The 13,755-nt window shown below is 50.3% G+C and carries 17 protein-coding genes; 1 reads left to right on the top strand and 16 read right to left on the bottom strand.

Annotation, left to right across the window (positions count from 1 at the left end; genetic code table 11):
* Positions 1 to 12: 12 nt before the first annotated feature.
* The 16 genes from blaOXA to CWE14_RS02130 form a co-directional block, all read right to left on the bottom strand.
* Complete coding sequence (gene blaOXA, locus CWE14_RS02205; protein WP_126797870.1) at positions 13 to 801, bottom strand: class D beta-lactamase; 789 nt, start codon at positions 799 to 801, stop codon at positions 13 to 15.
* Between the two features lie 16 nt (positions 802 to 817).
* Positions 818 to 1,408, bottom strand: a complete 591-nt coding sequence (locus tag CWE14_RS02200; RefSeq protein ID WP_126797869.1) for a lipoprotein — start codon at positions 1,406 to 1,408, stop codon at positions 818 to 820.
* Positions 1,409 to 1,515: 107 nt separating this feature from the next.
* On the bottom strand, positions 1,516 to 2,211 hold the full coding sequence (locus CWE14_RS02195) for an aspartate/glutamate racemase family protein (protein ID WP_126797868.1): 696 nt from the start codon (positions 2,209 to 2,211) through the stop codon (positions 1,516 to 1,518).
* Between the two features lie 39 nt (positions 2,212 to 2,250).
* Positions 2,251 to 2,529 carry a hypothetical protein gene (locus tag CWE14_RS02190; RefSeq protein WP_126797867.1) on the bottom strand — a complete coding sequence of 93 codons (279 nt, stop codon included), beginning with the start codon at positions 2,527 to 2,529 and terminating at the stop codon, positions 2,251 to 2,253.
* Positions 2,530 to 2,657: 128 nt separating this feature from the next.
* Entirely contained in the window at positions 2,658 to 2,918 is a 261-nt protein-coding gene (locus CWE14_RS02185) for a hypothetical protein (RefSeq protein ID WP_126797866.1), read from the bottom strand.
* Positions 2,919 to 2,955: 37 nt separating this feature from the next.
* Entirely contained in the window at positions 2,956 to 3,462 is a 507-nt protein-coding gene (locus CWE14_RS02180) for a GNAT family N-acetyltransferase (RefSeq protein WP_126797865.1), read from the bottom strand.
* A gap of 118 nt (positions 3,463 to 3,580) precedes the next feature.
* Complete coding sequence (soxR, locus tag CWE14_RS02175; RefSeq protein ID WP_126797864.1) at positions 3,581 to 4,066, bottom strand: redox-sensitive transcriptional activator SoxR; 486 nt, start codon at positions 4,064 to 4,066, stop codon at positions 3,581 to 3,583.
* A 38-nt stretch (positions 4,067 to 4,104) separates the two neighbouring features.
* A complete protein-coding gene (locus CWE14_RS02170; protein ID WP_126797863.1) occupies positions 4,105 to 4,557 on the bottom strand; it encodes a carboxymuconolactone decarboxylase family protein in 453 nt (150 codons plus the stop codon).
* Between the two features lie 12 nt (positions 4,558 to 4,569).
* Complete coding sequence (locus CWE14_RS02165) at positions 4,570 to 6,423, bottom strand: DUF885 domain-containing protein (RefSeq protein WP_126797862.1); 1,854 nt, start codon at positions 6,421 to 6,423, stop codon at positions 4,570 to 4,572.
* 56 nt (positions 6,424 to 6,479) lie between these two features.
* Complete coding sequence (locus tag CWE14_RS02160; RefSeq protein WP_126797861.1) at positions 6,480 to 7,397, bottom strand: VOC family protein; 918 nt, start codon at positions 7,395 to 7,397, stop codon at positions 6,480 to 6,482.
* Between the two features lie 131 nt (positions 7,398 to 7,528).
* Positions 7,529 to 8,008: an SRPBCC family protein gene (locus tag CWE14_RS02155; protein ID WP_126797860.1), complete on the bottom strand. Its 480-nt coding sequence runs from the start codon at positions 8,006 to 8,008 to the stop codon at positions 7,529 to 7,531.
* Between the two features lie 20 nt (positions 8,009 to 8,028).
* The gene (locus CWE14_RS02150) at positions 8,029 to 8,358 is read right to left on the bottom strand and encodes an ArsR/SmtB family transcription factor (protein WP_126797859.1); all 330 of its coding nucleotides are present in this window, start codon (positions 8,356 to 8,358) and stop codon (positions 8,029 to 8,031) included.
* A gap of 117 nt (positions 8,359 to 8,475) precedes the next feature.
* Positions 8,476 to 8,802, bottom strand: a complete 327-nt coding sequence (locus CWE14_RS02145) for an antibiotic biosynthesis monooxygenase family protein (protein WP_126797858.1) — start codon at positions 8,800 to 8,802, stop codon at positions 8,476 to 8,478.
* A gap of 78 nt (positions 8,803 to 8,880) precedes the next feature.
* Positions 8,881 to 9,747, bottom strand: coding sequence for an alpha/beta fold macrolide esterase (gene mle, locus CWE14_RS02140; RefSeq protein WP_126797857.1), 867 nt, complete (start codon positions 9,745 to 9,747; stop codon positions 8,881 to 8,883).
* A 36-nt stretch (positions 9,748 to 9,783) separates the two neighbouring features.
* Complete coding sequence (locus CWE14_RS02135; protein WP_126797856.1) at positions 9,784 to 10,170, bottom strand: VOC family protein; 387 nt, start codon at positions 10,168 to 10,170, stop codon at positions 9,784 to 9,786.
* Complete coding sequence (locus CWE14_RS02130; RefSeq protein WP_126797855.1) at positions 10,167 to 10,802, bottom strand: RNA polymerase sigma factor; 636 nt, start codon at positions 10,800 to 10,802, stop codon at positions 10,167 to 10,169. The genes CWE14_RS02135 and CWE14_RS02130 overlap by 4 nt, the downstream gene beginning before the upstream one ends.
* A gap of 208 nt (positions 10,803 to 11,010) precedes the next feature.
* On the opposite strand from CWE14_RS02130, the gene CWE14_RS02125 reads away from it, so the two are divergent.
* Positions 11,011 to 13,626 (top strand): TonB-dependent receptor plug domain-containing protein, encoded by a 2,616-nt coding sequence (locus tag CWE14_RS02125; RefSeq protein WP_126797854.1) that lies wholly within the window; start codon positions 11,011 to 11,013, stop codon positions 13,624 to 13,626.
* The last annotated feature ends 129 nt before the right edge of the window (positions 13,627 to 13,755 follow it).

Below are 13,755 nucleotides of genomic sequence, written 5' to 3'. Positions count from 1 at the left end.
CCTGCCGCCCTATTAAGGGGCGGGCAATGCGCCGATGGCGAGCAAAATTTCACGGGTAATTTGCTCGCGTTTCGCGAGGTCGGCCATTCGATTTGGTGTGTCTATATTGAGGGCGAAAAACACCGGCCCGGTTGGCCATTCTACCCAGCCGACCCACCAGCCGAGGCTCCCGTCCCAACCTGTTTTTGCCCGTAGAATCCAGTCGCGTCCAGCTTCCACTACCATCAGATCTTTTACCAGTCTCTGGTTCTCAACTGAGAACGGTAGTTCGTTACGATACAGCCGTTGCAGAAACTCAATCTGCTCATGCGCAGAGATGGCAAGCTCACCGTTAATCCAATAAATGCCATTGTCCACTGTGGGATCGGCGTTGCCATAGTCGATACGCTCTAAATAGCCTTGCGCATTCTCAGCGCCGATTTGTTCGGCAAATTGCTGATACACCCATACCGTCGAATTACGCATCGCTGAGCGTAAATCCTGATCACCGTTGTGCCCGGCGAAATCACGTTCTACACCGTCCCATTCAAAGACCTGAAACTCGTCCTCAACTACTCCCGCGTCCAGAGCAAACAGCGTATGCGGGATCTTAAAGGTCGACGCTGGTGAAAAGCGTGTTGCCGCCCGCTCTTCATCAAACACCATCGGAGGTTTACGGTCCGTACGCCCGTCAACCACAACGATGGTGCCTTCAGCATTATGTTCTTCAAATACATCGCTCCAGTCAGGCTGTTCCTGGCTGGCCGCAAAAGCGGGAAATACGATGCTGACTAGTAAGAGTGGGAACAAATTAAGTTTCATTCTATAGCTCGCTCACTTAGGCACAACTGGAAAGCGAATTGAGATCACGCTGTATATCGTCATCTAACTCAGTCACATCCATGTTTCTTAAAAATAGGAAAAAATTCTCTTCATCGGTGGTTTTCAAATACACATTCAACTTCGAGTCGCTCCACGAAAAATTCTCGTCCCGGCAAGCGGAAACCAGTCTTAAATCAATGTTACCGGCGCCACCTTCATGATTACGGCGATACTCTTTTACCGCTTGCTGCGCGTTGTACATGGTAAGGGCGTCGTCTTCTGACAGCTGCATCACGGTTATGCTTTCATTTTCCTTGAGGCCTTTTGTTAAGCCCTCAGGCACAGCATAGTCATCGTTGATCACAACCGGAAACTGATGATCAAAGCTGACATCTGGATCGTCGGTTCGAAAACTAAAATCAATAACGACATCACCCTCTTGTACTTTTAGTCCCTCAGGTGTCTTCACCGCAACCACCAATTGCTGCGGGTCCATATCCAACGGATTCAGTCTAACCATTTTGATCATAGTGCCAAGCGGAATGCTGCTGCATGCAGTCAACACAACAAGCGCACCAATTAATAAGAGTATTTTATTATTTTTCATAATTAATCCAACTATATAAGGAAGGTTGCACAAAACTGAGAGTCAGACGCCTTCCTGCTCTCAAAGTTTCCTTTCATAGATTTGGTGAGCTTAAACTGAGGTATTTATCAGATTCTTCCCAAGGCTAATTGCACTGCCTGCCCGGCATGAATTTCGGTAGTGTCATAAAGCTTCACTGCTGTGTCCGATGCCTGGATCAAAAGACCAATCTCCGTACACGCCAGGATTACACCTTGAGCGCCACGCGCTGCCAATGATGTCACTGCATCCAAATACAGGATTTTCGAATTAGGTTTAATCACACCCAGGCACAATTCATTGAAAATAACAGAGTGAATCTCGTCCCTTTGTTGTTCATCTGGCACAACAACCTGAATACCATGCTGCTGGAGGCGCTCGATGTAAAACCTCTGCTCCATCGTAAATTTGGTGCCGAGCAGCCCTACACAGGTTAGCCCATCCTTTTTAAGCACATTGGCGGTTGCATCGGCGATATGAAGAAAAGGGATCTCGACTGCCTGCTCGATGTCGGATGCAACTTTATGCATGGTGTTCGTACAGAGCACTAAAAAATCAGCACCTGCCGACTCAACCGACTGGCCAACTGAGCTTAGTATTTTAGCTGTTGCAGGCCAGTCTCCCTGGTGCTGTAACCTCTCAATTTCGGCAAAGTCGACGCTGTAGAGAACCAGCTTTGCCGAATGCAAACCACCAAGTTCATCTCTTACTTTTTGATTTATCAGCCGATAATACGTCTGCGTTGACTCCCAGCTCATGCCCCCAATTAAACCTATGGTTTTCAAGATGAACCTCTTTTATTCGCCGGATGACTCATGATAGTACTAAAAATAGACCCGAAAACGGCCGCGCTGAAACTCTATTTTACCTTCACAGTTGGCGCCGTCCCGATCTTTAACCAGATGCACTAGAAGGCGCTGCAGGCGAGCTGTGATTCCCAGTCTGGTGAGATGGTGCTGTACCGCACTATCAAGACTCCAAATCAGAGTGCCAGGTTGTGACTCTCCCTCATTCATTCGAAAGGCCAGTGTGCCCTGGACATCGTTCAGAATGGGGAATTCGTCGTGCAGTTTTGCTAATTCAACTTGTGGCGCGCCAGTCATACTCATTTCCCTTACTTGGGACTCTTAAACAGGGTGTCGTTTAAGTATCAATAACTGGTTGTTTTTTGTCCGACAAGAAAGAGAAAAAGCAGCGTAAAGTTATTAAAGGGACTGTAAGCACAACATAGTCAGTGATTTCTAATCCTTTCAATTACAGCGCCAATAATAACCCAGAACCCATACGTTGCCATCGCAAAAATAGGCACGTAGATGAAGTAAAGTACTCCATAAAGTGCGCCTACAGCATCGGGGTCGAAATATGGTATAGCGGTTATAACAATCACTGGTACCAGAATACCAACCGCAATAGCGGTTCTTTCTGCAAAAGGCTGAAGAACGCAAGCTAACAAGAATGGCACTACGATAAGAACAACAAACATCGCAAACATTCACTATCCCTTCTTAGAAACTCCGCTTCATAAGACGCTACGGTGCCGTAGCAACCAAATACCGCTGCACAACCTCGCCGTCGTCAGTGAGCTCCGACTCCAGAACCCCACCATTGGCGACAATCATCTTGGCGGATGCTTCATTGTGTTTGTGGCAATGGATATGAACTGGATTTATACCACGCTCAAACGCCTTTTCTAAGGTTAGTTTGAGCAACAAAATACCAAGGCCATGCCCTCTTCGAGCTGGTCGAACGCCAAGCCCAATATGGCCGCCGGCGTGGCGTATGCGATCATTCAGATAATGCCTGAGATTGGCCACTCCAACAATTTCATCGCCATCCACAAGCCAGTAGGTGGTCGATGCGACAAAGCCGTCGGGGAGGTCAATGCCATTTCTGAAGCGCTCTATCTTGGCGAGCAATTCATCAAAGTTAGAATGTTCAAAATCGAGCGGAAACGGGTAGCGCTCTTCATCGCCAAGCTCCGCGATGTAGTCGCGGTAGCTCTGCTCGTACTTTGCGTGGGGGAGAACTAATTGCACTTTCTATGTATTCCTTAATTAGGGGACCCTATTCGTAGTGGCTCCAAAGCCGAAGATCAGTGTACGCCTTCAGGTACGTACTTCAAAATGGACGCCTTAATGCTTCAGTCACATAGAGTCAGGAACCGCCCTCCTCGTTGTGCATTGTCTCAAACAGCGACGCACCCTGACTGCCTTCCCCGGCAATATCATGAGGGTTGCGCAACGGACAGGCTTTAAGTGACAGGCAGCCACAACCGATGCAGTCATCCAGCTGGTCTCTTAATAGCTGCAGCCGTTCGATACGCTCATCAAGCTGGCTGCGCCAACGCGTGGACAGGTTATGCCAGTCTTCTACCGTTGGCGTGCGCCCATCAGGCAGTGCCGAAAATGCGGCGGCGATGTCTTCTAGCGGCATGCCCAGCCGTTGCGCCGCTTTTATCACCGCCACCCTGCGCAATACCTCACGAAAGTAACGGCGTTGACCGCCCGCATTACGGGTGCTGGTGATCAGGCCTTTCTTCTCATAGAAACGCAGGGCTGAAGCGGCAACGCCGCTGCGTTTTTCCACCTGCCCGATAGATAGAATTGCACCTTCAACCTTGTAGTTAGGTTCGTCCGCCATAAAGCCTCCTGCCCTCTGCGCCTGATCGTTACCAATACCTACTCTTGTACAGGGTAGCGACTGGAAATGGCAATCCGATTCCATGTGTTGATCACTATAGCGAGCCATTCAACAGCTGATATCTCCTCATTACTCAAATTCTCTGCTGCGCGCTGATAGAGTTCATCCGGCAACTGACCGTCTGAAATCATGGTTATTGCTTCGATCAGTTCCAGCGCTGCACTTTCTTTCGCGCTGAAATACGCAGTTTCTCGCCACGCCGGAAGCACTGCGATTCGGTCGCTGGACTCCCCACTGGCAAGTGCATCCCGTGTATGCAACCTGACACAAAATGCGCACTGATTAATCTGGGACGCACGCAAGCGCAAAAGGTGGGAAAACCCTTCGTCGATACCGGCTTCGTTCGCTGCTTCCGACGCTAGCCGGTCCAGCTCGATAACTGCCTGATACAGGTCAGGCGCAGACTTTCCAAGGTTCACTCTATTCGTCATTGTTTTTCCTTATTAATCAGAAGATCCATGCTTTTCCTCCACTGAAGTTACCCACTCATCGACAACCTGCTCCAAAACCAACAACGGCAATGCGCCATTTCCCAGGACCACGTCGTGGAAGCCGCGGATGTCGAAATGCTCGCCCAAACGCTCTTTGGCATTCTCACGCAGGCTTAGCATTTTCAGGTGGCCGATCTTGTAGGAACTAGCCTGCCCCGGTTGCACCAAATAGCGATTGATTTCAGCACGGACATCGCGAGGGTTCATACCTGTTTTATCAATCATATAGGTTTCAGCTTGCTCCGGCGTCCAGCGCTTGCGATGCAACCCCGTGTCGACCACTAAGCGCACGGAGCGGAACATCTCGGCCTGCAGTCGGCCCAGGTCACCGAGCGGGTCGTCGTTGTATACGCCCATTTCAGCAACAAGCTGCTCGGCATACAGCGCCCAGCCTTCGGTAAACGGACTGGGATTAAGAATACGCCGTAATAAAGGCAGATCCTCAAGAGTCTGATTCAGCGATATCTGGAAGTGATGTCCGGGCGCACCTTCGTGGTACGCAAGGGTCGGCAGACTCCAGCGATTGTTTGATTCGATATCACCGAGGTTAATAAAGAAGGTACCGGGCCGCGACCCATCCATCGCTGGCGGAAAGTAGTAGCCACCGGGGGACGTTTCCTGCGCATGTTCGGGTACAGGGAGCACCTGCAATGACTGCTCTGGCACCCGGTTAAAATACTCTGGGATATAAGGGTCAAGACGTGCAAGTGCCGCTTCAATATCGGCAATCACCTCTTCCCTGCCTGCGTCAGAGTCTTCATAACCATAGCGCGGATCCTTTGCTAATTCCGTCACCCGCTCTCCGACGCTACCTTCGTTCAGTCCCTGAGCACGCAGTAATTCATCCATCTGCTGTTCAACACGGGCGACTTCCTCGATACCTAGCTGATGAATAGCTTCGGCATCAAGATCGGTGCTGGTATTCCAGCGCAGTGCAGCATCATAAAATGCTTTGCCGTCGGGTAACGCCCATACGCCTCTATTCGGTGGATTGTCATCGAGTGTGCCTTGCAGACGCTCCAATAACCGTGCGTACGCTGGGTTAGTATGCTCTTCAACAGCGGTTTCGGCGTCGCTCAATAAGGCCTGGCGGCGCTCCGCATCGATCTCAGGGACACCTTCCAGTTTATCCCGCAGAGCTTCAACAAACACACTGGAGCCGATATCCGCTGCCAATAACTGGCGTATTTGCGCAGCCGCACCTTCCAATGCGACCTTGGGCGGTATCACCCCCTGTTCAGCCTGCATGTCATAGTTCGCGAGAATCTGGTCCAGCTTTTGGCCAATGGCCTCGAGTCGGGCGATGTAGTTCAGCGCATCATCTTCATCGCTGATGGCATGATGGTTCTGCATAAACTGTGGGATCATCACCGGGATGCTAAACAACTGGTCGACTGCATAGACTGAGCCTCCACCCGGCATCCAGGCCGGGGCCCAATCAAATGCTAAGAGGTCGAGTTGAGTATGATACAACCAGGCTGCCATGTCATGGCTCCAGCGCTCCTGCCCCTGCAAATCGTCGCGGTCGTATTCCGCTAGCGCTTCCAATGCCTGCGCGAACTCTGCGCGCAATTGCGCTCGTCGTGATAGTGAAACATCGCTCATCAGGTGAGACAGATCGCCAATTCCGTCGTCGGTAAGCCCTAGTACGCTGCGCAGTTCCGGATCGGCATTGATAATCTGTGAGGTGAAGTCATCCAGCTGCTGGTGGAAACTGGACCCATCATCCTTTTTCTCCTCAGCCATGGCTGCCATTCCCATCGGGACGGTCAGCGCGAGGCTCAAGGCTAGCAACAGTTTTTTCATCAGGTTTTCCTTATTATTGTTAGGACCTATGTTGTTAAGACCTGGCAGCCCGGGGCTTACCGGTCTTCATAGGCGCGATGCAGCGCCGCAAGATCAAATTTCTTCATTTGCAACAAGGCCTGAGTGACCCGGTCTCGTCGCGCAAGGTCGTTATCCTCCATCATCTCGCTTAAAACGCTGGGAACTATTTGCCAGGAAAGACCGTATTTGTCCTTCAGCCAGCCACATTGCTCCGCCTCAGCGACTGCTGAAAGCGTTTGCCAGTAGCTATCAATTTCGCTCTGGTCATTACAGTTGACCATAAAGGAAATAGCTTCGTTAAACGCAAGGCCGTGCTCTCGGGCACTGTCCATAGCCGCAAACCACTGTCCCTCAAGCGTGAAGTCTGTGAACATAACTGTACCTTCTTGATCCGGCTCCATGCCCGCCGGATAACGCACCAGCTCACCGCGCTTGCTGTCATTGAAGGTAGCAAGATAGAAATCAGAGGCCTCTTCGGCCTTTGCGTATACATCGCCGACGAACATAAGCGAGGGGATAATAAAGGGCCGTACTTCAGCGTCGGGATCAGTGAGAATCAACTGCCACGAGAGACCATATTTATCCTGAATCCATCCGTAACGCCCGCTAAATGGGTATTTATCGATAGGCATCAGCACCTTGCCGCCTTCCGACAGCTTTGCCCAGACCTCGTCAATTCGTTTCTTAGCATCGTGATCCTGTAACGGATCGAAGTTCACCATAAATGACACTGAAGGATTGAACTTGAATAACGGTCCGGCACTGATGGCCATAAACGAGTACCCAGACAGCGAAAAAGACACCAGATCACAGTCACCCGAGGGGGTATCGTGCAAGGTCGTGGTGTGAGTGATGGCGGAGTCTGGAAAGATGGAACAATAGAAGTGGGCCGCCTCTATTGCTTCGTTATCGAACCACAGGTTGGGCACTATTTTTTGTTTACTCGCAGTCATTGTATTTTCTCCCGTAAAAGCTGACGAGGGGCATCCAGGGTTCGCTGTGGCCCCTCGCCAGTTAGTCGAATGACGTTGCGCCCAATCGACATACTCTGAAACGGCTGTCAGAGGTTGTTAACCGAAGTCAGTTAACGCCAGTCAGGGAAAAGCGGTTCGTTACGCTCCAATAAAGACTTCAGGCCCGAAAGAATCGCTGGCCAGCCCATGCTGATGCCCTGCAGTACTTTACTGCCCTCTTCAAAGTGGTCATGAGTCAGCGTTAACCGTACTTTACCCATGTACTTGTCGATTTCGAAAGTCACCCGGGATGGCTTTTCCGGATGATTGAGATCGACTTTTTCTCCCTGGTAGTCCGGCATCTCGTCATCCACTGCAGGGTCAAATGTGTAAGACAGACGTTTGGGCGGATCCGCTTCCAACACTTTGCCTGACCAGTCCAGGGTCCCGTCCTCTTTGAAGTGCTTTACTGGCGAGTTTTTCTTCCAGTCTGATTCTATCGTTCGCCCACCCCAGTACTGCCGGGTAAACTCGCCACTGGTCAGTGCCTGCCACAGCTTATCCTGCGTGGTGTCAATGTAAGTTACATATACAAATTCTGGTTTGGCCATGATTAGCTCCTTTTGAATGCTTACGCATCATTTTGATCATCAAGAGCCTTCCTTAGCGTTTCCAGCGCTTGCAAACGCTCGCCTTCGAACTTACCAATCCAGCGGTCGTGAATTTGTTGAATTGGCACAGGGTTGAGGTAATGCAGTTTTTCTCTACCCTGCCACACCACCACAACAAGCTGAGCAACCTCAAGCAGCGCCAGGTGTTTTGCAACTCCCTGCCGACTCATTGACATGCACTTACAAAGATCACCCAACGTCTGCCCATTCTCTTTATACAAAAGGTCCAGGAGTTCCCGGCGATGGGGGTCAGCGAGCGCTTTAAATACATTGTTCATATCAGTAGTCATAAACCTCATTATGCAACCATATGGTTGCATGTCAAATTATATTTAAAGCTTTTTGCCAGGTATGCTCATATTGATTATGCAAAGTGAGGCCGCAACGATAGTGTTAATAGCGACTTGTCAGTCATCCATACGTCTGTAATTTGCAATATCTGCTTCGATGCCAAGTCTTGCCATCGCTTCTTGCGGATTAAATCCGCTCTCCACGTGAGCCTGCATCACAACAGTGCGCGCTGCATCAATTGCTTGCTGATTTTCCCACTCAGCTATGGTGACTATATTGAACTGACCCGGGCCAGCAACCTGTTCGAGAAGCGTATCCCGAATGAACCCTGGCTGGCGGCGAAGTACATGGTGAGTGTCACGCACTCTTTTCAGGAACTCGTCCTTTGCAGCCTGTGGCACTGAGAATTTATCCACCCGATATATAGCTGTTTTAGTTGGCACACTCGACCTCCTTGGTTTGCTTCTGAAGCTTCGCTTGGTACACAAGTGCCAAGCATAAAACTTAAACCTAAGTTGAGGTCAAGGCGCGCCGCCGGGCTTTGACTCTGATGTCTGTCTCTTCACGGCCTGAAGAATCACTTGCCAGTCCTCGGAATGAAGTTCATGTCCCGTACCTTGTAATGTAAGCAGTTCCGAATTAGCAATGGCGGCTTTCAAAGCCAAACCATGCGCATAAGGAAGCACCGGATCCTCCGTGCCATGAATAATCAGTGTTGATGCAGTGATCTCATTTAATCGCCCGAGCCATTCTTCGCCACCCCCTAAGGTAGTGTGATTGAATGTCGTCAATATATTTGGTGTACGGTCAAAGTTTGCCTGAGCTATTTGACGAATTCTTTCAGCGTCAAATGCATGGGCAGTACCGGAGTTGATTCGCCATGCTCCAACCTGATACTCGACCACCGCATCTCTATCAGACCAGTCAAGCGTTGCCGCCTGTTGGTGATATTCGATAAGTGCAGGACTTATAGGCGGAATCTCTGGATCTGTCTCGGCAAGGCGTTCTGAAGCAATCAGCGTCAGGCTTTTTACCCGTTGTGGGTATTTGAGAGCAACAAGCTGAGATAAAAAGCCTCCCAAGGACATACCGACCAGATGTGCTGCCTCAAGACCATAACCGTCAATAACGCGCACCACATCATCTGCCAACTCTTCCACAGAATAAGGGGCCTCGCCTGGTTCATAACTCGTTGATTTCCCGGTATCACGATGATCATATCTGATTACGTAACAGTTCATTGCAGCAAGCCGTGCACAAAAATCATCAGGCCACCATACCGCCGACGACATTGCCCCCATGATCAAAATAATGGGTTCATGAGCTGGGTTACCAAACGATTCGGTATAAAGTGAAATATTGTTATCAGTGACTACTTTGGCTTCCATTATTATGATCCTTAAGTTTCCTGGTACTGCGTATGGCTAGGACTTCAGTGAACGCGGCAGATCGTCTGATTGCCAAAGCCCTAAGCCAAAGCCATCCGGATCGAGGAAATCTGCGCTCCAACCACCAGGCGCTTCGGAAACTGGGGTTACAATAGTCACACCCGCGTCCGCCAGTTCAGCAACCACATCATCAATCCCGCCTTCAATGACATCAAATACTAAGGCCGGCGTATTTCCCCGTTTGCCTTCCATCTGAAAGAAGATCAGGTCCAGGCCATTTTCCAGACGCCCCTGCAACCAGAAGGGTTCAGCGCCTTCCATTCGTTCCAGACCAAGAGACAGAGTGTCGTTGTAGAATTTTTCTGTACGCAGGATATCGCTGACATAAAAAACGATGCTGGCGTGCTTGGGTTTAAAGCTCATAAGGTTTTCCTCATTGGTTTAGTTACCTTAGTATTGCCACCAGACTCCGTTTTGTGAGTACGAATCACAAAAAGATGACCATCTGGGTCATGGCTGGCCAAAACTCCGTCCTGATGAAGCAGTTTTGACAACAAAGCACTGCGAATACAGCCGTAATCTACCTCTTTATTTAACCCGATCAATTCAGAGGGCATCACGATATCAGTTGTGGTTATCCGACATTTTAGATCTTGAACACGCTGGCGAAGCGCGACGTCTGTCAGGTTCAGCAAGTACGCGATCTCTTTTCGAGTATGACCCGACAACACTAACGCTGCGACCGCTTTAAGAGCTGGCGTCAAGGTATAAAGCAGTTGGGAGATATCCTGCTGATCGTCAAGCGACAAGTTCGAAGGCTCCATTTGCCACTGGCTTTCACGGCTTCTTCTACGAACCGCTCCACGTAAGGCCATTCGTGCTTTATTGCGCACTGTGCCCACTAACCATTTTCTGGTTTCTACGGCGTCGAAGTCTAAGCGATCAGACAGAAAAGCCGCCACATAGGCATCCTGTACAACGTCTTCCGCTTCACTGACATCGTTCATGATATGTCGCGCGAGCGAGCAAAGCTGAGCATATTGGCTGAGACGCATCGACGGACTCCAACAGAATACTAACAGAGCAGCATTTGGTTAACTGATAACGCAGCATAAGGCAGAAATTGGGCAAAATACAATCAGCTAATAAATTGAAGCTTGCTAAATAAGTTCTAAAAACCTCTTTCCTTAGAATTTTTCTTATTGTATATTTTAGACGTCTAGACATCTAAATATCTATAAAACAAAAAGAGGATTTACTTTTATGCCCAAAACTTTCGTGCTCTCATCACTAGCCTACCTGGTAGGAGTCGCTGCGGCTGCAGCATCTCCGTCTCTTCTGGCCGTCGATGCCAGTGCAGAGATGGAACGTGTTCAGGTCACCGGATCTCATATCCGTCGCACCCACAATGAAGACGCCACTCCGCTGCAAATTCTCTCTGCAGAGGACATTGAACGAAGTGGGAAAATCACCCTGACCGATGTCTTACGTGATCTCACGGTCAACACTGGCAATAGCTATGATGAGCAGTTCACCAGTAGCTTTTCCGCAGGTTCTGCCTCCATTGGTTTGCGTGGTTTAAGTCCCAAAAACACGCTGCTACTGGTCAATGGCCAGCGCGTCTCCAATTATGGGTTCGCTCTGGGTACGCAAGACACTTTTGTTGACTTAAATGCCCTGCCCTTAGGTGCGGTTGAGCGCATTGAAGTGCTGAAAGACGGCGCTTCGGCTGCTTATGGTTCCGATGCAATTGCCGGCGTGGTCAATATTATTCTGCGTCGCGACTATGAAGGCGCGCGTTTATCAGCTTCCGCTGGTGGTGCGACTGAAGGTGGTCTGAACCAGTACAGCGCCGGTATTCTGGCTGGTACGGGTGACTTATATGAGGATGGTTTCAACGTCACCTTAAGCATCGACTTGCTCGAGCGCGACGAGCTGAACGCCGGTGAGCGAAAAATTACCCGCAGCGGTGATTTTCGCCATCAGCCCGGCGGCCGTTTGGCTGGTTGGTTGACTCAAGGCGGAAACTACCTTGATGACCCGCAGAATCCGCGGCCCTTTGAACAATGCCCGGGCGAATCTGAACTGCGCGACTGGACCGATTTTACGCCAGGTCGCGACGGTCAGGTCTGTGCCTTCAACGGCCAGCCCTACAACACCCTGCAACCTGAAGTCAGTCGCCGTCAGCTTTCACTGCAAAGCACGTATCAGGTTTCCCGGCAGGTAGAAGCCTTTGCTGAAGCTCTGTATAGCTACAACGAATCGAGCCACACCTTTGGCGCTCCGTTGAGTATTGGACCAGGCCTGCGCGCATATGATCAGGACAGCGGAACCTTAGTCAACATTCCAGTGGTTTTCCCGGTTGGTCACCCCAATAACCCGGGGGACGAGCCCTTACCCTTTGAGTACACCTTCTTTGATGTCGGCGAACGGCTTAAGTCGAATACCCAGATCTTCAATCGCTTTTTAGTCGGGGCCCGTTATCGCGGCGACGTTTGGGACGTTAATTTTAATGCCCTGCAGTCGCAAAGTCGCCAACGTGAGTATGTTGACAACTTTATTAACCGATATGCCTTCGAAGAGCTGCTCGAAAGTGGCGATTATGACTTCGTGGGCGGTAACAACAGCGCCGAGGCTATTGAATCGTTACGCCTCGACACCCGTCGTCCAGGCTTTTACCAGACCCAGTCGGTGAATCTGAATGCTTCTCGCACCTTAGCTCACTGGCGCTATGGCGATGTTGGTTTCGCTACCGGCGTGGACTGGCGTAACGAGCAAATGAACGCAGGCACCTCACCAGAAGTGCTCTCGGGTACCGAGCTACGCCCTGCTATTAATCTGGTCAACGGTGAACGCGATGTGGTGGCAGGTTATGTGGAATTAGACTTTCCCCTTCTTGAGGGATTGAACGTAAACACCGCCGTGCGCGCTGATCATTATGATGATTTTGGTAGCGCTGTTTCGCCCAAGATCTCAGCTGATTACCTGCTCAGCGATGACTGGCTGCTGCGTGGTTCGTGGTCACGTGGATTCAGAGCACCGTCGCTACCGGAAATATCACAAAGTAATACCATTAGTTACGGCTCAGTCATTGACCCTAATGATCCCGTTGAACCCGGTGTCACCCGCGGCTTCACTCAGTTAAGAAGTGGTAACCCTGATCTCGAAGCCGAACGCTCAACCAACGTCAATATCGGCCTGGTTTGGTCACCGCAACGTGGCTTAAGCGCTGCTATTGATTACTTCCGCATTGAGCAGGATGACGTCATTTCCCCGGATAATGCGCAATTTATCATTAATAATGAAGCAAATTTCGCCGATCGCGTGCAGCGTGACGATGCTGGCAGGTTGCAAATTATTACCAACCAGTACGCCAACCAGGGAACCCGCACCACCTCCGGCGTCGATTTAGATCTGGGTTACCGTTTCAGTTTCTTAGGCGGTGACACTCAACTCAGTACCAGCTGGTCTCGTTTGCTTGAATACCGGCAAGCCCTGGTGGCTGACCAGCCTGCCGTGAACGGCGCAGGTAACAACCAATTTGGCGCACTGCCCAAATGGAAAAGTAGCAGCGTTGCAAACTGGCAACGCAACGACTGGTCTTTAACATTAAGCGCCAACTACACCCATGGTTATGCACAGCGTATCGCAAGCGAAAGCAGCAACCCTGGCCTTAGTGACCGGGTCAGTAGCCACACCTCGATTAATTCGCAGGTAAGTTATGCCGGTTTTGCGGGCACCGTAATTAGTTTCTCAGTACAAAATCTGTTGGACCGACAACCGCCGTTCGACCCGTCGGCGGGGTCTTACTTCTATGACATTACTCAATACAACGCGCGTGGACGTTTTGTTGACTTAGCAGTACGTTACGAGTTCTAACCCACCAGCCCGGCACTTAGGTTCTTTATTGGCGTGAAGAATCCATCCGCCGGGCTGGCAATAGACTCCAACTGGTCATAAACAACCGGGGCCGGGTAACATATCGAGGAAATAAAGTGCATTTCGGGC

The organism is Aliidiomarina soli, from assembly GCF_003986975.1.
Classification (GTDB): domain Bacteria; phylum Pseudomonadota; class Gammaproteobacteria; order Enterobacterales; family Alteromonadaceae; genus Aliidiomarina; species Aliidiomarina soli.
Note: the sequence above shows the minus strand (reverse complement) of the source record. Positions and strands in the feature narration are given on the sequence as shown.

Excerpts from the sequence above, each read along its gene's own strand:
- blaOXA (WP_126797870.1), bottom strand. The coding sequence starts at position 801 with ATGAAACTTAATTTGTTCCCACTCTTACTAGTCAGCATCGTATTTCCC.
- CWE14_RS02200 (WP_126797869.1), bottom strand. The coding sequence starts at position 1,408 with ATGAAAAATAATAAAATACTCTTATTAATTGGTGCGCTTGTTGTGTTG.
- CWE14_RS02190 (WP_126797867.1), bottom strand. The coding sequence starts at position 2,529 with ATGACTGGCGCGCCACAAGTTGAATTAGCAAAACTGCACGACGAATTC.
- CWE14_RS02185 (WP_126797866.1), bottom strand. The coding sequence starts at position 2,918 with ATGTTTGCGATGTTTGTTGTTCTTATCGTAGTGCCATTCTTGTTAGCT.
- soxR (WP_126797864.1), bottom strand. The coding sequence starts at position 4,066 with ATGGCGGACGAACCTAACTACAAGGTTGAAGGTGCAATTCTATCTATC.
- CWE14_RS02170 (WP_126797863.1), bottom strand. The coding sequence starts at position 4,557 with ATGACGAATAGAGTGAACCTTGGAAAGTCTGCGCCTGACCTGTATCAG.
- CWE14_RS02165 (WP_126797862.1), bottom strand. The coding sequence starts at position 6,423 with ATGAAAAAACTGTTGCTAGCCTTGAGCCTCGCGCTGACCGTCCCGATG.
- CWE14_RS02160 (WP_126797861.1), bottom strand. The coding sequence starts at position 7,397 with ATGACTGCGAGTAAACAAAAAATAGTGCCCAACCTGTGGTTCGATAAC.
- CWE14_RS02155 (WP_126797860.1), bottom strand. The coding sequence starts at position 8,008 with ATGGCCAAACCAGAATTTGTATATGTAACTTACATTGACACCACGCAG.
- CWE14_RS02150 (WP_126797859.1), bottom strand. The coding sequence starts at position 8,358 with ATGACTACTGATATGAACAATGTATTTAAAGCGCTCGCTGACCCCCAT.
- mle (WP_126797857.1), bottom strand. The coding sequence starts at position 9,747 with ATGGAAGCCAAAGTAGTCACTGATAACAATATTTCACTTTATACCGAA.
- CWE14_RS02135 (WP_126797856.1), bottom strand. The coding sequence starts at position 10,170 with ATGAGCTTTAAACCCAAGCACGCCAGCATCGTTTTTTATGTCAGCGAT.
- CWE14_RS02130 (WP_126797855.1), bottom strand. The coding sequence starts at position 10,802 with ATGCGTCTCAGCCAATATGCTCAGCTTTGCTCGCTCGCGCGACATATC.
- CWE14_RS02125 (WP_126797854.1), top strand. The coding sequence starts at position 11,011 with ATGCCCAAAACTTTCGTGCTCTCATCACTAGCCTACCTGGTAGGAGTC.